This is a genomic window from Bacillus sp. FAU20, from assembly GCF_056033865.1.
Genome location: NZ_JBVYHY010000022.1, coordinates 199,890 through 223,707, shown reverse-complemented (window position 1 = coordinate 223,707; position 23,818 = coordinate 199,890). Strand labels below are relative to the sequence as shown.

Here is a 23,818-nt window from a genome sequence, read left to right as displayed (position 1 = left end):
GATGAGAAAATCCTGCTGGAAATAATATTTTGTTTCATAAAAAGAACTTACTTCAATTGTAATGAAGTAAGTTCTTTTTTCAAGAATCTCAAATTTGAGATAAAAATTAAAGTAAAACGTATGCCCCAGGTCCGATTAAAGCTACACCAACAGCGACAGCGATTAACATTAAGTTATATTCATATCCGTTTTGTGTTACCCAGTAACCATTTTTTCCGTGAACAGTGAAGATAGCCATTAACATTGTTCCGCCGATAAATAATGAACCAACTACAATGAAAATACCTGATGCGAATAAGAAACCACCTAGTAATTCAGTTGCGCCAGCCATAAATGCCATAAATACACCAGGGCGTAAACCGATTGACTCCATCCAGCCACCTGTTCCTTTTAAACCGTAACCGCCGAACCAACCAAATAATTTTTGAGCACCATGACCCATGAATGTAATTCCTATAATAAGACGAATAATAAGTAGACCGAAATCCATCATTTTTCAAAACCTCCTAAAAAGTTATTAACTTACCTTACGTAAGTAATAATAAAATAGTTACTTACTTTAGTCAAGTGGGTTTTGAAAAAAGTTTGAATTAAATTTTACAAATTAACAACAAAAAATAAAATGTAGTAAAGACCTCTAGACAAGTTGGGCAAAAAAAGAGAAAATATAAATAGAAGTTAACTTCTAATTGTTATTCAGACAATCAGAATTGACTGGAATTTTGTGAAGCGCTACAATAAGAGTCTATTAGTAATGACGTAATTTATTTCGAAAGCGTTTTTACAGTATAATATTCGAAGTATGAAGTCTTACATGTATCCCGAGCTTTACTAGGGATTGCCCTATAAACTTTTAGGTAAATTATAAGGAGGACTATCCTATGTTTAAAAAATTATTCGGTCTTGGTTCAAAAACAAATGAAGAAACAATCGTAGCTCCATTAACTGGAGCAGTGAAAAATATTGAAGAAGTACCAGATCCAGTATTTGCTGGTCGTATGATGGGTGACGGTGTTGCAATCGATCCTACTGAAGGTGTAGTTGTATCTCCAGTTGATGGTGAAATCGTACAATTATTCCACACAAAACATGCTATCGGAATTAAAGCGAAAAACGGTACAGAAATTTTAATCCACGTTGGATTAGAAACTGTAAAAATGGAAGGCGAAGGTTTCGAAGCTCACGTTTCTGAAGGCCAAGCTGTAAAAGCTGGAGATAAATTAATCTCATTCGACCTAGAATTAATCCGTGAAAAAGCGAAAAGCACAATTACTCCAATTGTTATTACAAACACAGATGCAGCTGAGTCTATTAAGACAACTGTAGGCGTAGCAGCTACAAAAGGTTCAACAGAAGTAATGAAAGTTACAATGAAATAATTGCTATATAAGAGGAATCCGTTTTGTATGAAATGGATTCCTTATTTTTGTTGTATGTTCAGCAGGTATGTTAAAATACTCTAGGCACTTGGAAATAGGGCTTCACATATATGTGGATAAGGCGCATTTTTCTTAGAAAAAATATAAGAGAAATGCGCCTTTTGTATATTCACATTTCTTTTGTTCTATTCTAATGTAAGTTATGATGAGTGATAAGAAATGGAATATAGGGGTGGGTTTGAATGAAACGAGTGTTATTTGTTTGTACTGGCAATACATGTCGTAGTCCAATGGCTGAGGCGTTGCTTCGTCATCACGGAGGAGATAAGTTTGAAGTGCAATCTGCTGGTGTTTTCGCCTATCCTGGGAGCGATGCATCGGTACATGCGAAGGAAGCTTTAGCTGAAAAGGGAATTGCAATCGATCATGCCGCGCAGCAGGTAAACGAAACTTTGATTGGTTGGGCAGATATTGTAGTAACAATGACGGAAAACCATAAGCAAATTGTCCTTGGGCATTATCCGAGTGTCGAAGAGAAAGTAGATACATTATATGGAGTAGCTGAGGGAATAAGTAAGGATATTTCAGATCCATTTGGCGGATCACTTTCTATTTATAAAGAAACGTTAGAAGAGATGGAAAAACTTGTACAAACTTTACTGAAAAACCATTCAGAAGGTTGATGTTTCGTGTATAATACGATATTGGAGATCACTTCGTCCCATTAAAGGATCGAGTGAGAAATGAAGATAATGGATTGAAACTTTGGAGGGGTAAAAATGAAAGTAGTAATAGCATCTGATCACGGCGGTATGAATATCCGCAAAGAACTTGTAAGTTTATTAGAAGAGTTAAATATTGAATATATTGATTTAGGTTGCGAATGTGAAGCTGGTTCTGTTGATTACCCTGACTTTGCGTTTCCAGCAGCTGAAATGGTAGCGAATGGTCAAGTAGATCGTGGTATTTTAGTTTGTGGGACAGGCATTGGTATGTCAATCGCAGCAAACAAAGTGAATGGTATCCGTTGTGCGTTAGTTCATGATACTTTCAGCGCGAAAGCAACGAGAGAGCATAATGACACTAACATGCTAGCAATGGGCGAGCGTGTAATTGGTGCTGGTCTAGCGCGTGATATTGCGAAAATCTGGTTAACAACTGACTATGAAGGTGGTCGTCACGAAAACCGCGTAGGAAAAATTAAAACATACGAAACAAAGTAATAGATTCTAACTATCAGTAGTGTGCAATATAATTTGGTGAACCAACCTGTGAAAGGAAGAGGCGTAATGACAGAAATCGTAAAGGTAAGAGAACAGCTACAAATGTTGCTTTCTGATTTCCAAGAACAAGCTTCATTACAAAGCGGTCAAATTTTTGTAGTGGGTTGTAGCACGAGCGAAGTGCTAGGCGAAAGAATTGGAACATCAGGAACGATGGAAGTAGCAGAGGCGATTTTCTCTGAGTTAAAACAATTTCAAGAGCAAACAGGTATTGAATTAGCGTTTCAATGTTGTGAGCATTTAAACCGTGCTTTAGTAGTTGAGAGAGAAGTAGCGATAAAATATCAATTTGAAATTGTAACAGTTACGCCTGTTAGATCAGCAGGTGGTGCATTGGGGACATACGCGTATCACAATTTGAAAGATCCGGTAGTAGTTGAGTTTATTAAAGCTGATGCAGGAATGGATATTGGTGATACATTTATCGGTATGCATTTAAAGCATGTAGCTGTTCCGGTTCGTACAAGTGTGAAGGAAATTGGAAGTGCGCATGTAACGATGGCCAAAACACGTGGAAAACTAATTGGTGGGGCACGTGCTGTCTATGCGGCAGCGGAAGAGACTACCACTTGCCGTTAAATATGAGAAATTAGGAAGTCATATAGTAACTGTTTATCATAAGATAAAAGGTATGTTGTCTGACTTTATAATAGAAGAAAGAAAAGACCGATTTTCGGTCTTTTTTTTTCTTTTATGATATAGAAAGTCATGTTAGAATGTAGTTGAAAACATGAAGGTTCGAAAGAATTACAACCTGAATTTTCGTTTTTTCTGAATAAATGAGAAAAAACTATTGGGAATCGATGTAATTCGTTCAGAAAAGGGGGATTTTGGTGGATCATTTAAAACGTCAAGATGAAAAGGTATTTGCTGCAATTGAGGCAGAACTAGGAAGACAGCGTTCAAAGATTGAGTTAATTGCTTCGGAAAACTTCGTAAGTGAAGCAGTAATGGAGGCACAAGGTTCTGTTTTAACGAATAAGTATGCTGAAGGATATCCTGGAAAACGTTACTATGGTGGCTGTGAACACGTAGACGTAGTAGAAGATATCGCACGTGATCGTGTGAAAGAAATTTTCGGCGCAGAGCACGTCAATGTTCAACCACACTCTGGTGCACAAGCGAACATGGCAGTATACTTCACGATTTTAGAGCAAGGCGATACAGTACTTGGTATGAATTTATCTCATGGTGGTCACTTAACACACGGAAGCCCTGTTAACTTCAGTGGAGTACAATATAATTTCGTAGAATATGGCGTGGATGCTGACTCTCACCGTATTAATTACGATGATGTATTAGCAAAAGCGAAAGAACATAAACCAAAATTAATCGTTGCAGGTGCAAGTGCATACCCTCGTGTTATCGATTTCAAGCGATTCCGTGAGATTGCAGATGAAGTGGGCGCTTATTTAATGGTTGATATGGCACATATCGCTGGTTTAGTAGCTGCTGGTTTACATCCAAATCCAGTACCACATTCACATTTCGTTACAACGACAACACATAAAACGTTACGTGGCCCGCGTGGTGGTATGATTTTATGTGAAGAGCAATTTGCAAAACAAATTGATAAATCAATCTTCCCTGGTATTCAAGGTGGTCCACTTATGCACGTAATCGCTGCGAAAGCTGTTGCATTTGGTGAGGCACTTCAAGATGATTTCAAAACATATGCACAAAATATCATTAACAATGCGAACCGCTTAGCTGAAGGTCTCCAAAAAGAAGGACTTACACTTGTTTCTGGCGGAACAGACAATCACTTAATCTTGATTGATGTTCGTAACTTAGAAATCACAGGTAAAGTAGCAGAGCACGTATTAGATGAAGTTGGTATTACAGTGAACAAAAATACAATTCCATTTGAAACAGCAAGCCCATTTGTAACAAGTGGTGTACGTATCGGTACAGCAGCTGTAACATCTCGTGGTTTCGGTTTAGAAGAAATGGATGAAATTGCGTCACTTATTGCCTATACATTAAAAAATCATGACAATGAAGCTGCATTAGAAGAAGTACGTAAGCGTGTAGAAGCGTTAACTAGCAAATTCCCAATGTATCCAAATCTATAATAGATTGAAGAAGACTGCCGAGACTTAATTGTTTTGGCGGTCTTTTTTGTGGACATATATTATTTTTAAAGTATGTATACAAATGATGAATAAATTTTGGCGATATAATGAAGGATACAGCTCCCATAATTGGTAAAGATACTAGATAGATTCATCGTAAAATCATGATTTTGCCAAATTTGCCCTTGAATATTAGTAGCGTTTTCTTTACAATCGTAAATAGTGTAAAAAAGCGTGCAAACGCATGAATATCATCTAAAGGAGAGATTCACATGGGAAAACTGTATGTATTTGATCACCCGTTAATTCAACATAAGATTACATATATTCGCGATAAGAATACAGGTACGAAAGATTTTCGTGAATTAGTGGACGAAGTAGCAAGCTTAATGGCTTTCGAAATTACTCGCGACCTTCCACTTAAGGACATTGAAATTGAAACACCTGTAAGCAAAGCGACAACAAAAGTGATCGCTGGTAAAAAACTTGGTTTAATTCCGATTTTACGTGCAGGTTTAGGAATGGTTGATGGAATTCTGAAATTAATTCCAGCAGCAAAAGTAGGACACGTTGGTTTATACCGTGACCCTAAAACATTGCAACCGGTAGAATACTATGTGAAACTTCCAACGGATGTAGAAGAGCGTGACTTTATCGTACTAGATCCGATGCTAGCAACAGGTGGTTCTGCGGCTGAAGCAATTAACTCTCTGAAAAAGCGCGGTGCGAAACAAATTAAATTAATGTGTATCGTTGCAGCTCCAGAAGGGGTAAAAGTAGTACAAGAAGAACATCCTGATGTTGATATTTATGTAGCAGCATTAGATGAGAAATTAAATGACCACGGATATGTAGTACCAGGTCTTGGTGATGCTGGTGACCGTTTATTCGGAACGAAGTAAGACAACTGACGAGCAGGGGAGATTCCCCAGCTCGTCTTTTTTTGCTGTAAGCAAGTAGGGGAGGGGGAGAGGATAAATATACATCGTATATACAACATAAGTTGCATACACCTCACATATAATATAGAAGTCTTACGTCTGAGGAACACTATATTATGGAAGAAAAGCGTTATATCTCGAAAATATAATAGTGACAAACTTGTGAACATTTCCTTCTATTATAAAGAGAAAACTGTTAGAAATTGCATATATGTAACCAGTATTTAGAAGGGGAACGTTTTCATTTTTGGGAGGAAATGCCTAATACTCAAATTTTTAGATTTTTTACGATTTCTCGTTGACACTGTTAATACCCTATTGTATGCTAACAACGGGGATAGATGGTAGGGCTTTCAGTGACAAAATTACATCTATTCCGTGACGAAAATGTAAACTTTTTGTTTTGTATAGGATTTATGCAAAAAAATGAGTTATTATTAACACATCGTGAATGAGGGTTACATATTGGAGGGATGAATCCTTGCAAAAAAACGATCGCAGCCATATAAAAGCTTATGCTTTAATGTCAGGTATTCTCGCTCAGTTAGTCGGTTCTATTCTTGTTGGAACCTTTGGTGGGCAGTGGATTGATAATAAGGTTGGAACGTTTCCGTTGTTTCTTATTATAGGGTTATTACTCGGACTAGGAACAGGGGTATACGCAATGATTCGACTCATTCGACATTACTATTCGGGAGAGCAATGATGATAGACGTACATGGACTTGTCCAAAGACAAAAGAAATATATGTACTACTTGCTTGCGCTTCTAGTGCTAGGATGGGGATTTACCTCTTACAAGGATGTATTTCTTGGACTGATTATCGGTACGATTTTCAGTTTTCTTAGTTTGCGCATCATTGCACGTAGAACAGACAAGCTGCTAGATCGCGTAACAAATGGAGAAAACGTGAAGTTCAAGGCAACAGCGGTAAGTACATATTCAAGATTCGCCACGATTGGGTTATTAATTTTATTTGCAGCCAAATATCAAGAGTTAATCGCGATGTGGGGCCTAGGTGTAGGATTGCTGACAGGATACCTTGTCATGATCATAGATTTTCTTTATTTAGAGTATAAGAGCAGGGAAGAGAGGTGAATTACTAGTGGAACACGGTAAATTAGTTGAATTTCTAGGTTTAACGTTCGATTTGTCATCAGTTATGATGGTTACTGTAGCAGCAGTTATTGTTTTCTTAATCGCTGTTATCGGAACTCGCAGCTTAGCTCTTCGCCCAACCGGGATGCAAAACTTCATGGAATGGGTGTTTGACTTCGTGAAAGGGATTATCAATAGTACGATGGACTGGAAAACAGGTGGACGTTTCTTAACGCTTGGCGTTACGCTTATCATGTTTATCATCGTATCGAACTTCCTTGGTTTACCATTCATGTATTCAGCAACTGAAGCTGGCGAACATATTGCATGGTGGAGATCACCAACGTCTGATCCAGCAGTTACATTAACATTAGCCGTGATGGTAGTTACCCTCACCCATTATTATGGAATTAAGATGAAGGGTACGAAAGAGTACGTAAAAGGTTATTTCCAACCTATGAAATTCTTATTCCCATTAAAGGTTATTGAGGAGTTTGCTAACACATTAACGTTAGGTCTTCGTTTATTTGGTAACATTTATGCAGGTGAGATCTTATTAGGATTACTTGCTAAGTTGGGCGGAGCATCAGTCCTTGGGGCAGTAGGTGCGCTTGTACCAATGTTAGCATGGATGGGATTCAGTGTATTCGTTGGATCAATCCAAGCATTTATTTTCGTTATGTTAACGATGGTTTATATGGCTCATAAAGTAAGCCATGACCATTAATATAATTTAAGTAAGAAAAAATTTATTTTTTTATAATACAAAGGAGGACAAATTAAATGAGTTTAGGTGTAATCGCAGCTGCAATTGCAATTGGTTTATCAGCATTAGGTGCAGGTATTGGTAACGGTCTTATCGTATCACGTACAATCGAAGGTGTTGCTCGTCAACCAGAATTAAAAGGCGCACTTCAAACAATTATGTTCATCGGGGTTGCTTTAGTTGAGGCACTTCCAATCATCGGTGTAGTTATTGCATTCATCGTAATGAACAAATAAGGGAGACTCCCCTTACATAGATGGCGAAGAGTGTTTTTCCGAACTTTCTTCGCCATTGCTTTATGAACGAAACGTATGTCTTTTTTTTTCATATGATCAATCTAGATATTTTGAAGGGAGTGAATCCTTGTGCCAACTTTATTATTAGGGGCTGCCATTCCATTTGGAACGATTGCTTATACATTGTTCATTTTCTTACTTCTGTTAGTGATGCTACGCAAATTTGCGTGGGGTCCTTTAATGGGGATTATGAAAGAACGTGAAGAGCATGTTACTAATGAAATCGACGCTGCAGAAAGAAGTAACGCTGAAGCGAAGAAGTTAGTAGAAGAACAACGTGAAATGTTAAAACAATCACGTGTTGAAGCACAAGAGTTAATTGAAAGAGCGAAAAAACAAGCTGTAGATCAGAAAGATGTTATTGTTGCTGCTGCGAAAGAAGAAGCAGAATCAATTAAAGCATCTGCTGTACAAGAAATTCAACGCGAAAAAGAGCAAGCAATTGCTGCTTTACAAGAACAAGTCGCTTCTTTATCTGTTCAAATTGCTTCTAAAGTAATTGAAAAAGAATTAAAAGAAGAAGATCAAGTGAAGTTAATTCGCGATTATATTAAAGAAGTAGGAGAAGCGCGATGAGCAATGGGATTGTAGCAAAACGTTATGCTGTCGCTCTTTTTAAAATTGCTAAAGAAAAACACGTATTAGAAATGTTTGAAGAGGAATTACGCCTTGTACAAAACGTTTATGTAAAGAACGGAGAACTACATAGCTTTTTAACGCAACCGAACATTTCAAAAGAGCAGAAGAAAACGTTTCTTGCAAACGTATTCGGATCTGTTTCTGAATCTATTTTAAATACGTTATATATTTTAATTGATAACAAACGCATTGATATCTTACCTGAAATTGCAGATGAATATGTTGTTCTTGCTAATGAAGAACGTAACGTAGCGGATGCAACTGTATATTCTACTCGTCTTCTATCAGAAGAAGAGAAGCTTAACATTGCTGAAGCATTTGCAAAGAGAACGGGCAAAGATGCAATTCGCGTGAAAAATGTTGTAGATGAAGATTTACTAGGCGGCATTAAAGTACGTATTGGAAATCGCATTTATGACGGAAGTTTACAAGGAAAATTAGCACGTATTCAGCGTGAATTAATGAAGAATAGATAGGGGTGAAGCACATGAGCATCAGAGCTGAAGAAATTAGCGCACTGATAAAGCAACAAATCGAGAACTATCAGTCTGAAATCGAAGTTAGTGATGTTGGTACAGTTATCCAAGTTGGTGACGGTATCGCGCGTGCTCATGGTCTTGATAACGTTATGGCTGGTGAACTTGTAGAGTTCTCTAACGGCGTTATGGGACTAGCACAAAACTTAGAGGAAAACAACGTAGGTATTATCATTTTAGGACCTTACACAGAAATCCGTGAAGGTGACGAAGTTCGTCGTACTGGTCGCATCATGCAAGTACCAGTAGGAAAAGAACTAATTGGTCGTGTTGTAAACCCATTAGGTCAACCAGTTGATGGTTTAGGCCCAATCAATACAACAAACACTCGTCCAATCGAAAGTCCAGCACCAGGTGTAATGGATCGTAAATCTGTTCATGAGCCACTTCAAACAGGTATTAAAGCGATCGATGCCCTTGTACCAATTGGTCGTGGTCAACGTGAGTTAATCATCGGTGACCGTCAAACTGGTAAAACAGCAGTTGCACTTGATACAATCATTAACCAAAAAGATGAAGACATGATTTGTATCTACGTAGCAATTGGACAAAAAGAATCAACTGTACGTAACGTAGTAGAAACACTACGTAAGCACGGTGCATTAGAGTACACAATCGTTGTAACTGCATCTGCTTCTCAACCAGCTCCATTATTATACCTAGCTCCTTACGCTGGTGTAACAATGGGTGAAGAGTTCATGTACAATGGTAAGCACGTATTAGTAGTATATGATGACTTATCAAAACAAGCAGCGGCTTACCGTGAGCTGTCATTACTATTACGTCGTCCTCCAGGTCGTGAAGCTTACCCAGGGGATGTATTCTACTTACATTCTCGCTTATTAGAGCGTGCAGCAAAATTAAGTGATGCAAGAGGCGGCGGTTCTTTAACTGCACTACCTTTCATCGAAACACAAGCAGGGGACGTATCTGCATACATCCCAACAAACGTAATTTCTATTACGGATGGACAAATCTTCTTACAATCTGATCTATTCTTCTCTGGCGTACGTCCAGCGATCGATGCGGGTACTTCTGTATCTCGTGTAGGTGGATCTGCTCAGATTAAAGCGATGAGTAAAGTATCAGGTACACTTCGTCTTGACCTTGCATCTTACCGTGAGTTAGAAGCGTTCGCTCAGTTCGGTTCTGACCTTGATAAAGCAACTCAAGCGAAATTAAACCGTGGTGCTCGTACTGTTGAGGTATTAAAACAAGGATTACACAAACCATTACGTGTAGAGAAACAAGTTATCATTCTTTACGCTTTAACACGTGGATTCCTAGATGATATCCCAGTAGTAGATATCACTCGTTTTGAAGAAGAATTCCATGCTTGGTTAGATTCTAATGCGACTGACTTATTAGAAGAAATCCGCACAACTAAGAAACTTGCGGATGACGACAAATTTGCAGCAGCAATTAACGGATTTAAAAAAGTATTCGTAGCTTCTGAATAATAATAAAAAGTGAAGCCGACTGTTCAGCCCCATCGGCTAAGGTTCTTTCTCACAGAAGGTGCTTTTTACCTTCTTGTGGGGAAGGTTCTTAGACGAAAGGGGCTAGGAGGCGGAACTAGATTAATAAAAGCGGAAGCGGCTCGTTCTGAATGTGAGGGGAAGAAGTGAAGCCACCGAGCATTCAAGCCGCTGGAGCTAGATAGTATATATAAAAGGCATCTCGGGCTCTGAGATTGCTAAAGGTCATGTAAAGGAAAAGAGTAGGTGCACCTATTCTTTTCCTTCAATCATGAGCAAGAATATCTTGCAACGTAGATTAGGAAGAGGATTCTTACTAATCGTGCCAACTTCCGGAAAAAAGGTGGTGAAAACCTGTGGCATCTTTACGCGATATAAAAGCGAAGATTAACTCGACAAAGAAAACGAGTCAAATTACGAAAGCGATGGAGATGGTATCTGCATCTAAGTTAAACCGTGCAGAGCAAAATGCTAAATCTTTCGTTCCGTATATGGAAAAGATTCAAGAAGTAGTAGCGAGCATTGCGCAAGGAAGCAAAGGGATTAATCATCCAATGCTAAATGCGCGTCCTGTAAAGCGTACAGGATACATCGTTATTACGTCTGATCGCGGACTAGCAGGTGGTTATAACAGTAACGTATTACGTACAGTAAGTAACGTAATTCGTGAACGTCATAATATGGATTCAAACCAATATTCTATTATTGTGCTTGGACGACTAGGACGTGATTATTTAAAACGTCGCGGCTTTAACATTATTGATGAAGTAGTTGGATTATCTGACCATCCATCATTTACTGATATTAAAGACCTTGCTTCTCGAGCAATTGCGATGTTCGCAGATGGTGCTTATGATGAGCTGTACATTTACTACAACCATTACGTAAGTAAAATTTCACAAGAGGTAACGGAAAATAAAATTTTACCGCTTACTGATGTGGCGTCTGACAAACCAACGACAGCTTATGAATTCGAACCTTCTGAAGAAGAAATTTTAAAAGTACTATTGCCACAATACGCAGAAAGCTTAGTGTACGGTGCATTACTAGATGGTAAAGCAAGTGAACACGCAGCGCGTATGACAGCAATGAAGAGTGCTACAGACAACGCAATGGAAGTTATCGATTCACTTACACTTTCATTCAACCGTGCGCGTCAGGCAGCGATTACGCAAGAAATTACGGAAATCGTTGGTGGAGCAGCAGCGTTAGAATAGTAATAAAAAGTGGAAGCGGCTCGTCCAGAACAGGAGGGCATTGGAGCTCCTGACGAAGAGGCGTAGTTTGCCTCACAGGAAGGCGCGAAATGACCGACTGTTCTAGCCGCTGGAACTAGATTCAATAAAAAGTGGAAGCGGCTCTGTCAAAAGAGTCGCGTAAGCTATAAACCAATAAAAAATTAAAAGCTAGCTGCTCGTAGAAAGTTGGCTAATTAAAAGAAAGCTAGGAGGGAACCCGATGAATAAAGGGCGCGTTACGCAAATCATGGGTCCGGTTGTAGACGTTAAGTTTGATGGCGGAAAGCTACCAGAAATCTACAACGCCCTTACGGTAAAACAAAGCAACGAAAACGGAAGTATTAACTTAACATTTGAAGTTGCACTTCATTTAGGTGATGATACAGTTCGTACAGTTGCAATGTCTTCCACAGATGGACTTGTTCGTGGCACAGAAGTAGAAGATACTGGTAAACCAATCTCTGTACCAGTTGGTGATGTAACACTTGGTCGCGTATTTAACGTATTAGGTGATGCAATTGACTTAGATGGTGAGGTTCCTGCAGATGTACATCGTGATCCAATTCACCGTCAAGCACCTGCATTCGAAGAATTATCTACTAAAGTAGAAATTCTTGAAACTGGTATTAAAGTAGTAGACTTACTTGCTCCTTACATTAAGGGTGGTAAGATCGGCCTATTCGGTGGTGCCGGCGTAGGTAAAACAGTATTAATTCAGGAATTAATTAACAACATCGCACAAGAGCACGGTGGTATCTCTGTATTCGCTGGTGTAGGTGAGCGTACTCGTGAGGGTAATGACTTATACCACGAAATGAGCGATTCTGGCGTAATCAAGAAAACTGCGATGGTATTCGGACAAATGAACGAGCCACCTGGAGCACGTCAACGTGTTGCATTAACAGGTTTAACAATGGCTGAGCATTTCCGTGATGAGCAAGGACAAGACGTACTTCTGTTCATCGATAACATCTTCCGTTTCACGCAAGCGGGTTCTGAAGTATCTGCCCTTCTTGGTCGTATGCCATCTGCGGTAGGTTACCAACCAACACTTGCAACAGAAATGGGTCAATTACAAGAGCGTATTACATCTACAAATAAAGGGTCTATCACGTCTATCCAAGCGGTATATGTACCAGCCGATGACTATACTGACCCAGCACCAGCTACAACGTTCGCTCACTTAGATGCAACAACAAACTTAGAGCGTCGTTTAACACAAATGGGTATTTACCCAGCCGTAGATCCATTAGCATCTACATCTCGTGCACTTTCTCCAGAAATTGTAGGAGAAGAACATTATGAAGTAGCTCGTCAAGTACAGCAAACTTTACAACGTTATAAAGAGCTTCAAGATATCATCGCTATCTTAGGTATGGATGAGTTATCTGAAGAAGATAAGTTAGTTGTACATCGTGCTCGTCGTATTCAATTCTTCTTATCTCAAAACTTCCACGTAGCTGAGCAGTTTACAGGTCAAAAAGGTTCTTACGTACCTGTAAAAAATACAGTTAGTGGTTTCAAAGAAATTCTAGAAGGAAAATATGATGACCTTCCAGAAGATGCATTCCGCTTAGTAGGTGGCATTGAAGAAGTTATTGAAAACGCGAAGAAAATGATGGCGTAAGGCCTTAGGAGGGACGAAGTATGAAGACATTTCCAGTCAGTATTGTAACTCCTGATGGACCGGTTTACGAAAAAGAAGTAGAAATGGTAAGTGTAAAAGCAGAGAGTGGGGAAATGGGGATCTTACCAGGTCACATTCCAACTGTTGCACCATTAAAAATTAGTGCAGTTCGTCTGAAAAATGGTGGACACACTGATTATGTAGCAGTAAGCGGTGGCTTTATCGAAGTTCGTCCAGATAAAGTGACTGTATTATCATCATCTGCTGAAGAAGCAAACCATATCGATATCCATCGCGCAAATGAAGCGAAGCGTCGCGCTGAGCAACGTCTGCAAGATAAACAAGCACATGTTGACTTTAAACGTGCAGAAATGGCATTACAACGTGCCGTGAACCGTTTAAACGTTTCCGATATGAAGTAAAAAAATCCGTAAGGGCTTTGCCTTTACGGATTTTTTTTTTGTTTGTTTTATGGATAATTTTACAAAACTGGTATAATTATATTGATGCTTGTATAAGTAGAAGTGTACAACAATTTATATTTCATAAAGGGGATGAATCAATGATTGGTGAAATGAAGCGAGAAGCATTGTACTCTTTAAAGGGAAAATGGGGACTAGGTGTTGGATCAACAATTTTATATTTTATTTTAAGTTATGTCGTTTCGATGGCTGCAATGCTTATACTATTAATTCCAGGAATTATTATATTTCTCTCAGTTGCAAGCTTAACTGGATCATTTGAAGAGGAAACGATGTCAATTGGAGCAGGTATTACCTTTGGGATTTTTTATTTCATTATGATAATTTTGAGTAACGCATCGTATGGGATTACATCATATGGTTATACAAATGTATTTTTACAGATTAGTAAACGAGAAGATGCTAAAGTAGATTACTTATTTGAAGGATTTCGTGGCTTTAAAAGAATGATGAAAACAATGTGGGCAATGCTTGCTATTTTGTTATATACAGGTACATGGATTCCGATGCTGTTAATAGGCTTATTTGCATTGTTAGGTGAAGAAGGGAATACGTCATTTGCAATAGCTTTCTTCGTACTATTAGCAATTTCAATTGTTGGTATGATTGTGATGTATTTTTCTTATGCACTGACGTATTATGTGATGATTGAAAATCCAGAATATAGTGTTTCGCAGGCGATGAAGGAAAGTAAGAATCTTATGAAGGGTCATAAGTTAGATTTGTTTCTTTTATGGCTGAGCTTCATAGGATGGGCTATTTTAGCGCTTTTTACTTTTGGAATAGGATTTCTTTGGCTTAGTCCGTATATGAGTACGACGACAGCACACTTTTATCGCTATATTTCAAAAGGTGAATTTCAATAGGAACATGCTATACTAATAGAATTATTGTGTATAGGAGGCGAGGCTACGCATGATTAGTGATTTAAAAGGAGAAGCACTAGATTCATTAGAGGGAAAATGGGGATTAGCTGTTGGAGCTACACTACTCATTTCAATTCTTATCACGGCTTTTAGTTTTAGTGTTGATTGGGGATTTTCTTTAATTTTCGGTTGGCAAAAAACAAATGGTTCACTTTCAACGAATATTCTTACATTTTTTGTTACTGGACCGTTAACTTTAGGTGGATATTACCTTGGTTTAAATATCCTTCGTGAACAGCAAGCTAGTATTGGTAATGTATTCGTTTGGTTTTCAGAGGGAAAGAGATTTCTAAAATCATTTTTATTATATTTATTAGTAAATCTTTATCTTTTCTTATGGATGTTATTGTTCATTATTCCAGGTATTATTAAATCATTTTCTTATGCGATGACATACTTTATTATAAACGATCATCCTGATTATTCACTGAACCAGGCTATTACAGAAAGTCGTCGTATGATGGATGGACATAAGATGGAGTATTTCATTTTATGTTTAAGTTTTATTGGCTGGTTTATATTAAGTTGTATTACATTAGGGATTGGATTCTTATGGTTAATTCCATATTTCTATACAACATCTGCAGCTTTTTACGAAGAGATCGCAGAAGAATATTATGAGAAAAATATTTAGCACTAAAAAACCCCCGGTATGAATTATTTGTTCATACTGGGGGTTTTTTGTAGAAACTTTATAAACTCATTACTAGTAAGTGGTTTACTGAAATAGTAACCTTGCATATATTTACAGTTATGTTTTTGCAGAAACTTAAGTTGTTTTTCGGTTTCAATTCCTTCGGCAACGACTGAAAGATTTAAAGTATTTGCGAGGGAAAGTATTGTAGAAACGATGGCTCGTTCTTCAGGACGATGATCAGCTAATTGTGTAAATTCTCTCGGTACTTTTAATGTGTCGATTGGAAAAATTGATAAATAAGCAAGAGAAGAATACCCAGTACCGAAGTCATCAATGGAAGTTTGGATACCGTACTCTTTTAATTGCTTCAGTCTTAATAACGTTTCTTTCTCGTCAATCATTGCAATTCTTTCTGTTAACTCAAGGGTTACATATTTTGGATCAACTTGCACGTCGTTTAATATTTGTGAAATGCTTTCGATTAATTGATCTTGCCGGAACTCTTTTGCGGATAGATTAACACTTATTTTTAAATTTTGGTAGCCAAAGGTATGCCATATTTTTAATTGGAGACAAGCTTCTTGTAATACCCAATGTCCAAGTGGGACTACTTGTGGCGTCTCTTCTACAATTGGAATAAACTCACATGGTGAAATGTCACCTAATAGTGGGTGTTTCCAACGTATTAAAGCTTCAGCACCGATAATTTTATTTGTTGTCGTATCAATTTGTGGTTGATAAACGAGATAAAATTCTTTGTTTACTAAAGCGATTGGCAAATCTTTTTCGATTCGAGCTTTTCGTTCCATTTTTTTATATAGTTCTTTCGTGTAAAGAGAGCTACCGTTTTTTCCTTTATTCTTTGCTTCGTACATGGCCATATCAGCATGCTGCAAAATGGATAGCGGATCTTCACCTGCTTCAGGATATATTGCAATTCCGATGCTCGGTGAGATTTGTAAATGTTGATTTTCGATTTCAAATGGCTCATTCATGGCCGCCACAATCCTATCAGCTATTTTTTGGACATCTGGCTTTTTTTTGTAATTCTCGATAAGGATTGTGAACTCATCCCCAGCTAGCCGTGCGAGTTTCATATTTGATGTTGCTATTTTTTCGAGCCTTTTTGCTACTGCGATGAGTAATAGGTCTCCTACTCGATGACCGAGGGTATCATTAATAACTTTAAAACGGTCTAGGTCGAGAAACATAACAGCAAAAGGCTTTTTCGATATTTTTGCTCGTGCAATTGCTTGTTCTAAATGTTGATGAAATGCACGACGATTTGCAAGCTCTGTTAAAGTATCATGGTATGCTAGGAAGTTGATTTGTTCTTGTTGTTGTTTGCTTTCCGTAATATCTTTAATCATTAAATAAACCCCAGAAATTTTCTCCTTTAAAAAGATCGGTACGGCGGTAACGTGCAAGTAGTAAATATCTCTGTTTTTATGGTATGCCCGTATTTCTAAAGAGATAGAATATCCCTTTTTCACACGATGAAAGGCGTTAATCATTTCTTCTAAATCTTCTTCGTATATGAGTGAGTAGTAAGGCTGGTTTAATAATTCATTCGTTTGATAACCGAGTAAAGTAGTACCAGCGTTATTTACTTTGAGAAAATTGCCGTACAAATCTAATGTGAAGATTGGATCTGGATGATGCTCGTATAAAGATTTAAACATTTGTTGATTATGATAAAGTTCATTTTTCTGTTCTACTAAATCTTCTGTACGTAGTTTAATTTGTTTCTCGAGTTCTGAGTTGAATTGCATTTGAGCTAGCAATAATATTTTATTTTGTTTTCGAACTAAACTATGACGTATGAGAACGAAAGAGAAAGTTATTATAAGTCCGATTACTATAATAGGCGCAAAAACGTATTCAACTAATATAAAAACAATAAGCATTACTACCGAAATATACGGTAATGATAATCGGATTGATTCACCAATTTTAGGTGTTAGTAGTACTTGTTCTTGTTTTTCAGGCTCTTTTGTATGGAGAATACAGGCGATTGCTACTAGTGCTAAGGTTACTTGATAGAAAGGAGTAACTGTAAACATAGAATACTCTGGTATGAAGTATTTTATATAAGCATAAATCGCATCTGTAGTAGCATATAAAATTAAAGCACTGCCAAGAAGTGCACCGACCTTTTTAGGTAATAAGGATAGTGGTTTAAATAAAAGGTTGATTCCTATTAAGAGAAAGAGTAAATCAGCCATTGGATAGGTAAGTTGAACAAATATGTCGATATAGGATGTTGTAAAGATGTGAATAGTTCGTTCAATAAGTAAGTAGTAACTTAAAGTAAATTGGGCTGTAACGATAATACAAATATCACATAGCATAAAAAGTTTTTCTAATAAATCTCGGTTGTAAATGATTTCGTATAGAAAGGCAAACGTAAAGCTAACTAAAAAAAGTAAGTAAAAAAAGTCAGATGGATCAACGAACGTATAGAAGTCTTTTACAATTAAACGCTGATAGGCAACGACTATATCACCGATAAAATAAGAGAGAGCTCCAACAGATAATATGATCCAAAATAAACGAGATAGCCCTTCTTTCATGTTTGAAAAATAAAGTATATAACTACAAGCGATAATATCAATTAATAGGGTACTCGTTCCGATTAATAGCTGAAAAGGAAATGAGTATTCATACAGAAAAGGCATCGCTACATAGTGAAGCGTTATAGACAGCAATACAATGCTTATAAGAATACTTACATGTGTTTGTTTTTTCATTTATATCACCTACGGTTTCTTGAAAAGCATATATAAGTTTTATATTTATTTTGCACAATTATAGCAAGTTGTAAAGATAGATTTTAATAATTCTTGTTTCTGTCTCCCAACATATCGACATAGGAATTTGAAGTTTGCTATAATGATTAGAATAGTTGCATTATTTAGAAAAATTTAAAAATAATAATTACTGCAACTAGGACATATTGTTTACTATGTGAACTTGTTCTTAATTTAGGGGGGAGGGTTTCACAATGGCAAGTGTATATGAAAATAGTTATATGATCGTTTTGATTTTCTTGCTATTAGGTATATTGCTGCCGGTAGTGGCTCTTACATTAGGCAGGATGCTGCGCCCAAATAAACCAAGTGCAGCAAAGGCGACGACGTATGAGAGTGGAATTGAGCCTTTTCATGATGCAAACATTCGGTTTCATGCTCGTTATTATATTTTCGCTTTATTGTTTGTGATCTTTGATGTAGAAACTTTATTTTTATATCCTTGGGCTGTTGCGTATGACAAGCTAGGTTTATTTGCATTAATTGAAATGCTCATCTTTGTTGTAATGTTGCTAGTTGGATTAGCGTATGCTTGGAAAAAGAAGGTGTTACAATGGTTATAAATTTTGAGGAATTACATCCAAATGAACGAGCAGAATTAGAACGAAATATCTTTTTTTCTACATTGGAACAGTTGAAAGGATGGGCGAGGAGCAATTCTTTATGGCCGATGACATTCGGACTGGCGTGCTGTGCAATTGAAATGATGGGAGTAGGCTCATCACATTATGATTTAGATCGATTTGGGTCATTTTTTCGGACTTCACCAAGGCAATCGGACGTCATGATTGTATCGGGAACGGTAACGAAGAAGATGGCTCCTATTGTTCGGCGCTTATATGATCAAATGCCCGAACCGAAATGGGTTATTGCGATGGGATCTTGTGCGACAGCAGGTGGTCCGTATGTAAATTCATATGCTGTTGTAAAAGGTGTAGACCAAATTGTACCAGTTGATGTGTATATTCCTGGTTGTCCCCCAAATCCAGCTGCTTTAATTTATGGAATTAATAAATTAAAAGAAAAAATTCGTTACGAAGCAAAGACCGGGAAGCAGGTGACGAATAAATGAGTAATCCAAATAAAGATTTAGAGGAGTTGAAAAAAGAAGCAGCTAGGCGTGCAAAAGAAGAGGCGAGAAAACGCCTTGTAGCGAAACACGAGGCGGAAATAAGTAAGCTTGAGGAAGAAGGTCAAGAAAAAGAGAAAGCGCTACCAAAAAATAATGATATTACTATAGAAGAAGCAAAACGACGTGCAGCAGCAGCTGCCAAAGCAAAAGCGGCAGCGTTAGCGAAGCAGAAAAGAGAAGGAACAGAAGAAGTAACGGAAGAAGAAAAAGCGAAAGCCAAGGCGAAGGCAGCAGCGGCTGCCAAAGCAAAAGCGGCGGCGTTAGCGAAGCAGAAAAGAGAAGGAACAGAAGAAGTAACGGAAGAAGAAAAAGCGAAGGCGAAGGCAGCGGCCAAGGCAAAAGCGGCGGTGTTAGCGAAGCAGAAAAGAGAAGGAACCGAGGAAGTAACGGAAGAAGAAAAAGCGAAGGCGAAGGCGGTGGTAGCGGCCAAGGCAAAAGCGGCAGCATTGGCGAAGCAGAAAGCCTCGCAAGGTGATGGGGATTCGGGAGATGAAAAGGCAAAGGCAATTGCAGCGGCAAAAGCGAAAGCAGCAGCGGCTGCAAGAGCGAAGACAAAGGGGGCTGAAGGTAAGAAAGAGGATGAGCCGAAGCAGGAAGAACTGTCCGTAAATCAGCCGTATTTAAATCAGTATGTTGAGGCTATTAGGGAGAAGTTAGGAGAGGGTGCATTAGTAGATTCCTATATTAATAAACTGTCAAAGGATGTGCCAACTCTTGTGGTGGATCCCGAAAAATATTATGAAGTGATGGAGTTACTGCGATTCCATGAGGGACTTGCTTTTGATTATATGTCAGAGCTACATGCGACGGATTTTGTGACACATATGGAAGTGTATGTTCATTTGTTTTCATATGGTAAGAAACAATCGGTAGCGGTGAAGGTAAAGCTAGACCGGGAAGCGCCGCAAGTCGAATCTGTGACAGCGCTTTGGAAAGGGGCTGACTGGCCGGAGAGAGAAGCGTACGATTTGCTCGGTATTGTATTTAAAGGGCATCCGAATTTAACGCGTATTTTAATGCCAGATGATTGGGTAGGATATCCGCTTAGAAAAGACTATGAACCGTATGATGTGGAGGTGTAGCTATGATCCGCACGGAAGAGATGCTTTTGAATGTAGGACCTCAGCATCCGAGTACACATGGTGTGTTCAGGCTCGTAATTAAGATTGACGGGGAAATTATTAAAGAAGCTACACCGGTTATTGGGTATTTGCATCGCGGGACGGAAAAGATTGCTGAGAGCTTACAGTATACGCAAATTATCCCTTATACAGATCGAATGGATTATTTATCAGCCATGACGAATAATTACGTCATTTGCCATGCTGTAGAGACGATGATGGGGCTTGAAATTACGGAGCGTGCCGAATACTTGCGAGTACTTGCGATGGAGCTAGGAAGAATTGCGAGCCATCTCGTTTGGTGGGGGACGAATCTTCTTGATATAGGAGCGGTCAGCCCGTTTTTGTACGCGTTTCGTGAACGAGAGATGATTATAAATTTATTAAATGAATTATGCGGGGCACGGCTTACTTTTAACTATATGAGAGTTGGCGGTGTGAAGTGGGATGCGCCAGATGGTTGGATTGAAAAGGTGGAAGAGTTTGTTCCGTATATGAGAGAGCAACTGGCAGGTTATCATGATCTTGTTAGCGGTAATGAGATTTTCTTAAATCGTGTGAAAGGCGTTGGTATATATAGCGCGGAAGAAGCGATTTCGTATTCTTTAAGCGGAGCAAATTTGCGGTGCACTGGAGTAAACTGGGATCTCCGCAAAGATGAGCCGTATTCGATTTATGATCGTTTTGATTTTGATATTCCTGTTGGAAGCGTGGGAGATGCTTGGGATCGCTACGTTTGCCGAATGCAAGAAATCGAGGAGTCTTTAAAGATTGTTGAGCAAGCGGTTCAGCAGTTCCCGAAAGATGGAGCTGTGCTGGCAAAAGTACCGAAAATTATTAAGGCACCTAAGGGAGAAGCGTTTGTACGTATCGAATCGCCGCGCGGAGAGATTGGTTGTTATATCGCTAGTGACGGAAAGAAAGAGCCGTACCGTTTGAAGTTTCGTAGGCCATCTTTTTATAACTTGCAAATTTTACCGAAGTTATTGAAAGGTGAAAACATCGCTAATTTAATTACGATTTTAGGTGGAGTTGATATTGTACTTGGGGAGGTTGATGGCTAATGATTGAGACGCTCTTACAATCACCTTCAAGCTGGACGAATTTCTTCATTTTTTTCGGATTAGCGGTACTTCTACTATTTGCAGTCCTTGGCTTCGTTACATATGGAATTTTGGCAGAACGGAAAGTGATGGGGTTTATGCAAGGGCGGATTGGACCAAACCAGGTTGGAGGCCGATTCGGTTTACTGCAAACGGTAGCTGATGTTTTAAAACTATTATTGAAAGAAGATAGTATTCCGAAAGCAGCAGATAAACCGCTGTTTATATTAGCGCCTGTCATTGCATTTGCACCAGCATTTATGGTGCTTGCAGTTATCCCGTTCACTGATAAATTTCAATTTGCAGATATTGGAGTCGGGTTACTTTATTATATTGCTGTTTCCGGTATTACGACGATAGGTGTTGTAACTGGGGGATGGGCATCGAATAATAAATATTCCCTTTTAGGAGGGATGCGTGCGGCGGCGCAAATGATTTCTTATGAGATTCCGCTCGTAATGAGTGTAATTGGTATCGTTTTGTTAGCTGGTAGCCTGAATTTAAATGAGATTGTAGCGGCGCAGGAGAAGGTTTGGTACATTTTCGTACAGCCAATTGGCTTCGTCGTTTTCTTAATCGCAGCAGTTGCAGAGTTAAATAGGACGCCGTTCGATTTGCCAGAAGCGGAGTCAGAACTTGTTTCTGGATATCATACGGAATACTCAGGGTTTCGCTGGGCGTTTTTCATGCTTTCAGAATACGTATATTTCTTCGGGATGGCATCGTTAATTACAGTGCTCTTTTTAGGAGGATGGAATCCAGTCATGTTTCTTGGATTTATCCCAGGTGCCGTATGGTTTGCTTTGAAATTTAGCAGTGTAGTCTTTCTATTAATTTGGTTCCGCGTTACGTTTCCGCGTATAAGAGGTGACCAGTTAATGGAATTTGGATGGAAAGTATTATTGCCGATTGCACTTGCAAATATTTTCTTAACGGCATTGATTAAGGAGTTATTCTTCTAATCTATGAGGGGGGTGCCAGTAAGAGATGAAAGGACTATTTAAAGGGTTAAAATATACATTAAGTAATTTGAGTAAGAAGAAGGTAACGTATGATTATCCAAATCAACCGTTGCCGTTGCCAGACCGTTTTCGGGGGATTCAAAAATTTTATCCGGAGAAATGTATTGTTTGTAACCAATGCTCTAACATTTGTCCGACAGACTGTATTCAGTTAACAGGAAAGAAACATCCGGATCCTACGAAAAAAGGGAAAATTATCGACACGTACGATATTAATTTTGAAATTTGTATTCTTTGTGACTTATGTACAGAAGTTTGTCCGACAGAGGCAATTGTCATGACAAATAACTTTGAACTCGCGGAATATTCACGTGATGATTTATTTAAAAATTTGCAGTGGCTTGACGAAAACGACGAAAACGTCAGGAAGGAGAATAAGGCATGAATGGCGAGTTTGTAGCATTCTTTATACTATCCTTGTCTGCAATTATCGGCGGTGTTCTTATGTTGAACTTAACGAAAGTTATGCACATGATGCTAGCTCTCGTTCTAACATTCCTCAGCATTGCAGGTTTGTATTTTCTTTTATCAGCCGAATTTATAGGCGTTGCACAAATTTTACTTTACTCTGGTGCAATCACAATTATTATGATTTTCGGCATTATGTTAACGAAACATAACGCGGAAAATGAATCGCGTCTTACTCTTCGAAAATGGATTATCTTCTTTGCAGTTGTAGCATTTGGAGCGGTTATGTATTTCGCTGTTAATAATGTTGATTTTGCAAATGAAAGCACACAAGGAAGTTTACCTCTCCATGAAAACAACACACTTCAAATCGGTACGCTTCTCTATTCAAAATATATTATCCCATTTGAACTAACTTCAGTTATTTTACTTGTAGCACTCGTTGGCGCGATTATACTTGCGAAAAAGGACGAGAAAGAGGAGGAATCCAATGAGTAGCGTTCCAGCTTCTGCATATTTAACACTTGCGATTATTTTGTTTTGCATCGGTCTATTTGGAGCTTTAACAAAGCGGAATACAGTAATCGTATTAGTTTGTATCGAATTAATGCTGAATGCTGCCAATTTAAACTTAGTGGCGTTTAGTAAATTAGGCTTATTTCCGAATTTAACAGGTCAAATTTTCTCACTGTTTACGATGGCTGTAGCGGCAGCGGAAGCGGCGGTAGGACTCGCCATTTTAATTGCTTTATATCGTAATCGTACGACAGTTCAGGTGGATGAAATGGATACGCTCAAAGGATAGCATTGTGACCGAAAAA

The 23,818-nt window shown here is 38.4% G+C and carries 29 protein-coding genes; 27 read left to right on the top strand and 2 right to left on the bottom strand.

Annotated elements, in window-relative coordinates; all coding sequences use genetic code 11:
- Positions 1 to 106: 106 nt before the first annotated feature.
- A complete protein-coding gene (locus tag AC0OM3_RS19475; protein WP_000968614.1) occupies positions 107 to 493 on the bottom strand; it encodes a DoxX family protein in 387 nt (128 codons plus the stop codon).
- Positions 494 to 881: 388 nt separating this feature from the next.
- Here AC0OM3_RS19475 and AC0OM3_RS19470 point away from each other — a divergent pair, with 388 nt between their 5' ends.
- The 19 genes from AC0OM3_RS19470 to AC0OM3_RS19380 all read left to right on the top strand — a co-directional run bounded on the left by AC0OM3_RS19470 (position 882) and on the right by AC0OM3_RS19380 (position 15,398).
- Positions 882 to 1,379, top strand: a complete 498-nt coding sequence (locus AC0OM3_RS19470; RefSeq protein ID WP_000473665.1) for a PTS sugar transporter subunit IIA — start codon at positions 882 to 884, stop codon at positions 1,377 to 1,379.
- 242 nt (positions 1,380 to 1,621) lie between these two features.
- Positions 1,622 to 2,062, top strand: coding sequence for a low molecular weight protein arginine phosphatase (locus AC0OM3_RS19465; protein ID WP_000832367.1), 441 nt, complete (start codon positions 1,622 to 1,624; stop codon positions 2,060 to 2,062).
- A gap of 96 nt (positions 2,063 to 2,158) precedes the next feature.
- Complete coding sequence (rpiB, locus tag AC0OM3_RS19460; protein ID WP_000869545.1) at positions 2,159 to 2,602, top strand: ribose 5-phosphate isomerase B; 444 nt, start codon at positions 2,159 to 2,161, stop codon at positions 2,600 to 2,602.
- Between the two features lie 66 nt (positions 2,603 to 2,668).
- Positions 2,669 to 3,241, top strand: coding sequence for a TIGR01440 family protein (locus tag AC0OM3_RS19455; RefSeq protein ID WP_000136371.1), 573 nt, complete (start codon positions 2,669 to 2,671; stop codon positions 3,239 to 3,241).
- 254 nt (positions 3,242 to 3,495) lie between these two features.
- The gene (gene glyA / locus AC0OM3_RS19450) at positions 3,496 to 4,737 is read left to right on the top strand and encodes a serine hydroxymethyltransferase (RefSeq protein ID WP_474212741.1); all 1,242 of its coding nucleotides are present in this window, start codon (positions 3,496 to 3,498) and stop codon (positions 4,735 to 4,737) included.
- Between the two features lie 272 nt (positions 4,738 to 5,009).
- On the top strand, positions 5,010 to 5,639 hold the full coding sequence (gene upp / locus AC0OM3_RS19445) for a uracil phosphoribosyltransferase (protein WP_000517539.1): 630 nt from the start codon (positions 5,010 to 5,012) through the stop codon (positions 5,637 to 5,639).
- Between the two features lie 380 nt (positions 5,640 to 6,019).
- A complete protein-coding gene (locus tag AC0OM3_RS19440; protein WP_000232962.1) occupies positions 6,020 to 6,133 on the top strand; it encodes a DUF4024 domain-containing protein in 114 nt (37 codons plus the stop codon).
- 26 nt (positions 6,134 to 6,159) lie between these two features.
- Complete coding sequence (locus AC0OM3_RS19435; RefSeq protein WP_474212738.1) at positions 6,160 to 6,384, top strand: AtpZ/AtpI family protein; 225 nt, start codon at positions 6,160 to 6,162, stop codon at positions 6,382 to 6,384.
- Complete coding sequence (locus AC0OM3_RS19430) at positions 6,384 to 6,776, top strand: ATP synthase subunit I (protein ID WP_000567600.1); 393 nt, start codon at positions 6,384 to 6,386, stop codon at positions 6,774 to 6,776. Before AC0OM3_RS19435 ends, AC0OM3_RS19430 begins: the two co-directional genes overlap by 1 nt.
- A 7-nt stretch (positions 6,777 to 6,783) precedes the next feature.
- Positions 6,784 to 7,503, top strand: a complete 720-nt coding sequence (gene atpB / locus AC0OM3_RS19425) for a F0F1 ATP synthase subunit A (RefSeq protein WP_000399872.1) — start codon at positions 6,784 to 6,786, stop codon at positions 7,501 to 7,503.
- Positions 7,504 to 7,559: 56 nt separating this feature from the next.
- Complete coding sequence (atpE, locus tag AC0OM3_RS19420) at positions 7,560 to 7,778, top strand: F0F1 ATP synthase subunit C (RefSeq protein ID WP_000052064.1); 219 nt, start codon at positions 7,560 to 7,562, stop codon at positions 7,776 to 7,778.
- Between the two features lie 129 nt (positions 7,779 to 7,907).
- Complete coding sequence (atpF, locus tag AC0OM3_RS19415) at positions 7,908 to 8,414, top strand: F0F1 ATP synthase subunit B (RefSeq protein ID WP_001142618.1); 507 nt, start codon at positions 7,908 to 7,910, stop codon at positions 8,412 to 8,414.
- A complete protein-coding gene (gene atpH / locus AC0OM3_RS19410; RefSeq protein ID WP_000064683.1) occupies positions 8,411 to 8,953 on the top strand; it encodes a F0F1 ATP synthase subunit delta in 543 nt (180 codons plus the stop codon). The genes atpF and atpH overlap by 4 nt, the downstream gene beginning before the upstream one ends.
- Before the next feature lie 11 nt (positions 8,954 to 8,964).
- Positions 8,965 to 10,473, top strand: coding sequence for a F0F1 ATP synthase subunit alpha (gene atpA / locus AC0OM3_RS19405; protein WP_000027521.1), 1,509 nt, complete (start codon positions 8,965 to 8,967; stop codon positions 10,471 to 10,473).
- Positions 10,474 to 10,847: 374 nt separating this feature from the next.
- Positions 10,848 to 11,708: a F0F1 ATP synthase subunit gamma gene (gene atpG / locus AC0OM3_RS19400; protein ID WP_000157696.1), complete on the top strand. Its 861-nt coding sequence runs from the start codon at positions 10,848 to 10,850 to the stop codon at positions 11,706 to 11,708.
- A gap of 241 nt (positions 11,709 to 11,949) precedes the next feature.
- Positions 11,950 to 13,356, top strand: a complete 1,407-nt coding sequence (gene atpD, locus AC0OM3_RS19395; RefSeq protein WP_001032593.1) for a F0F1 ATP synthase subunit beta — start codon at positions 11,950 to 11,952, stop codon at positions 13,354 to 13,356.
- Positions 13,357 to 13,376: 20 nt separating this feature from the next.
- Complete coding sequence (gene atpC / locus AC0OM3_RS19390) at positions 13,377 to 13,778, top strand: F0F1 ATP synthase subunit epsilon (RefSeq protein WP_000847211.1); 402 nt, start codon at positions 13,377 to 13,379, stop codon at positions 13,776 to 13,778.
- A gap of 140 nt (positions 13,779 to 13,918) precedes the next feature.
- Positions 13,919 to 14,704 carry a DUF975 family protein gene (locus tag AC0OM3_RS19385; protein ID WP_000578832.1) on the top strand — a complete coding sequence of 262 codons (786 nt, stop codon included), beginning with the start codon at positions 13,919 to 13,921 and terminating at the stop codon, positions 14,702 to 14,704.
- Positions 14,705 to 14,753: 49 nt separating this feature from the next.
- On the top strand, positions 14,754 to 15,398 hold the full coding sequence (locus AC0OM3_RS19380) for a DUF975 family protein (protein ID WP_474212731.1): 645 nt from the start codon (positions 14,754 to 14,756) through the stop codon (positions 15,396 to 15,398).
- A gap of 23 nt (positions 15,399 to 15,421) precedes the next feature.
- On the opposite strand, the gene AC0OM3_RS19375 is transcribed toward AC0OM3_RS19380, so the two are convergent.
- Positions 15,422 to 18,151, bottom strand: coding sequence for an EAL domain-containing protein (locus tag AC0OM3_RS19375; RefSeq protein WP_000744999.1), 2,730 nt, complete (start codon positions 18,149 to 18,151; stop codon positions 15,422 to 15,424).
- A 254-nt stretch (positions 18,152 to 18,405) separates the two neighbouring features.
- Here AC0OM3_RS19375 and nuoA point away from each other — a divergent pair, with 254 nt between their 5' ends.
- Genes nuoA through nuoK form a run of 8 tightly spaced genes read left to right on the top strand, consistent with a single transcriptional unit; the run spans position 18,406 to position 23,802 of the window.
- Positions 18,406 to 18,774 carry an NADH-quinone oxidoreductase subunit NuoA gene (gene nuoA, locus AC0OM3_RS19370; protein ID WP_000179273.1) on the top strand — a complete coding sequence of 123 codons (369 nt, stop codon included), beginning with the start codon at positions 18,406 to 18,408 and terminating at the stop codon, positions 18,772 to 18,774.
- Positions 18,765 to 19,283, top strand: a complete 519-nt coding sequence (gene nuoB / locus AC0OM3_RS19365; RefSeq protein ID WP_000236331.1) for an NADH-quinone oxidoreductase subunit NuoB — start codon at positions 18,765 to 18,767, stop codon at positions 19,281 to 19,283. The genes nuoA and nuoB overlap by 10 nt, the downstream gene beginning before the upstream one ends.
- Positions 19,280 to 20,425 (top strand): NADH-quinone oxidoreductase subunit C, encoded by a 1,146-nt coding sequence (locus AC0OM3_RS19360; RefSeq protein WP_474212728.1) that lies wholly within the window; start codon positions 19,280 to 19,282, stop codon positions 20,423 to 20,425. Before nuoB ends, AC0OM3_RS19360 begins: the two co-directional genes overlap by 4 nt.
- A 2-nt stretch (positions 20,426 to 20,427) precedes the next feature.
- A complete protein-coding gene (gene nuoD, locus AC0OM3_RS19355) occupies positions 20,428 to 21,528 on the top strand; it encodes an NADH-quinone oxidoreductase subunit NuoD (protein WP_208906385.1) in 1,101 nt (366 codons plus the stop codon).
- Positions 21,528 to 22,529 carry an NADH-quinone oxidoreductase subunit NuoH gene (gene nuoH, locus AC0OM3_RS19350; RefSeq protein ID WP_000573426.1) on the top strand — a complete coding sequence of 334 codons (1,002 nt, stop codon included), beginning with the start codon at positions 21,528 to 21,530 and terminating at the stop codon, positions 22,527 to 22,529. The genes nuoD and nuoH overlap by 1 nt, the downstream gene beginning before the upstream one ends.
- A 25-nt stretch (positions 22,530 to 22,554) precedes the next feature.
- Entirely contained in the window at positions 22,555 to 22,974 is a 420-nt protein-coding gene (nuoI, locus tag AC0OM3_RS19345) for an NADH-quinone oxidoreductase subunit NuoI (protein WP_000677191.1), read from the top strand.
- Positions 22,971 to 23,495, top strand: coding sequence for an NADH-quinone oxidoreductase subunit J (locus AC0OM3_RS19340; protein ID WP_001012813.1), 525 nt, complete (start codon positions 22,971 to 22,973; stop codon positions 23,493 to 23,495). The genes nuoI and AC0OM3_RS19340 overlap by 4 nt, the downstream gene beginning before the upstream one ends.
- Positions 23,488 to 23,802: an NADH-quinone oxidoreductase subunit NuoK gene (gene nuoK, locus AC0OM3_RS19335; RefSeq protein ID WP_000100079.1), complete on the top strand. Its 315-nt coding sequence runs from the start codon at positions 23,488 to 23,490 to the stop codon at positions 23,800 to 23,802. Before AC0OM3_RS19340 ends, nuoK begins: the two co-directional genes overlap by 8 nt.
- Positions 23,803 to 23,818 lie beyond the last annotated feature (16 nt).

Excerpts from the sequence above, each read along its gene's own strand:
- AC0OM3_RS19475 (WP_000968614.1), bottom strand. The coding sequence starts at position 493 with ATGATGGATTTCGGTCTACTTATTATTCGTCTTATTATAGGAATTACA.
- AC0OM3_RS19470 (WP_000473665.1), top strand. The coding sequence starts at position 882 with ATGTTTAAAAAATTATTCGGTCTTGGTTCAAAAACAAATGAAGAAACA.
- AC0OM3_RS19465 (WP_000832367.1), top strand. The coding sequence starts at position 1,622 with ATGAAACGAGTGTTATTTGTTTGTACTGGCAATACATGTCGTAGTCCA.
- rpiB (WP_000869545.1), top strand. The coding sequence starts at position 2,159 with ATGAAAGTAGTAATAGCATCTGATCACGGCGGTATGAATATCCGCAAA.
- AC0OM3_RS19455 (WP_000136371.1), top strand. The coding sequence starts at position 2,669 with ATGACAGAAATCGTAAAGGTAAGAGAACAGCTACAAATGTTGCTTTCT.
- upp (WP_000517539.1), top strand. The coding sequence starts at position 5,010 with ATGGGAAAACTGTATGTATTTGATCACCCGTTAATTCAACATAAGATT.
- AC0OM3_RS19440 (WP_000232962.1), top strand. The coding sequence starts at position 6,020 with ATGGTAGGGCTTTCAGTGACAAAATTACATCTATTCCGTGACGAAAAT.
- AC0OM3_RS19430 (WP_000567600.1), top strand. The coding sequence starts at position 6,384 with ATGATAGACGTACATGGACTTGTCCAAAGACAAAAGAAATATATGTAC.
- atpE (WP_000052064.1), top strand. The coding sequence starts at position 7,560 with ATGAGTTTAGGTGTAATCGCAGCTGCAATTGCAATTGGTTTATCAGCA.
- atpH (WP_000064683.1), top strand. The coding sequence starts at position 8,411 with ATGAGCAATGGGATTGTAGCAAAACGTTATGCTGTCGCTCTTTTTAAA.
- atpA (WP_000027521.1), top strand. The coding sequence starts at position 8,965 with ATGAGCATCAGAGCTGAAGAAATTAGCGCACTGATAAAGCAACAAATC.
- atpD (WP_001032593.1), top strand. The coding sequence starts at position 11,950 with ATGAATAAAGGGCGCGTTACGCAAATCATGGGTCCGGTTGTAGACGTT.
- atpC (WP_000847211.1), top strand. The coding sequence starts at position 13,377 with ATGAAGACATTTCCAGTCAGTATTGTAACTCCTGATGGACCGGTTTAC.
- AC0OM3_RS19385 (WP_000578832.1), top strand. The coding sequence starts at position 13,919 with ATGATTGGTGAAATGAAGCGAGAAGCATTGTACTCTTTAAAGGGAAAA.
- AC0OM3_RS19380 (WP_474212731.1), top strand. The coding sequence starts at position 14,754 with ATGATTAGTGATTTAAAAGGAGAAGCACTAGATTCATTAGAGGGAAAA.
- AC0OM3_RS19375 (WP_000744999.1), bottom strand. The coding sequence starts at position 18,151 with ATGAAAAAACAAACACATGTAAGTATTCTTATAAGCATTGTATTGCTG.
- nuoA (WP_000179273.1), top strand. The coding sequence starts at position 18,406 with ATGGCAAGTGTATATGAAAATAGTTATATGATCGTTTTGATTTTCTTG.
- nuoB (WP_000236331.1), top strand. The coding sequence starts at position 18,765 with ATGGTTATAAATTTTGAGGAATTACATCCAAATGAACGAGCAGAATTA.
- AC0OM3_RS19360 (WP_474212728.1), top strand. The coding sequence starts at position 19,280 with ATGAGTAATCCAAATAAAGATTTAGAGGAGTTGAAAAAAGAAGCAGCT.
- nuoD (WP_208906385.1), top strand. The coding sequence starts at position 20,428 with ATGATCCGCACGGAAGAGATGCTTTTGAATGTAGGACCTCAGCATCCG.
- nuoH (WP_000573426.1), top strand. The coding sequence starts at position 21,528 with ATGATTGAGACGCTCTTACAATCACCTTCAAGCTGGACGAATTTCTTC.
- nuoI (WP_000677191.1), top strand. The coding sequence starts at position 22,555 with ATGAAAGGACTATTTAAAGGGTTAAAATATACATTAAGTAATTTGAGT.
- AC0OM3_RS19340 (WP_001012813.1), top strand. The coding sequence starts at position 22,971 with ATGAATGGCGAGTTTGTAGCATTCTTTATACTATCCTTGTCTGCAATT.
- nuoK (WP_000100079.1), top strand. The coding sequence starts at position 23,488 with ATGAGTAGCGTTCCAGCTTCTGCATATTTAACACTTGCGATTATTTTG.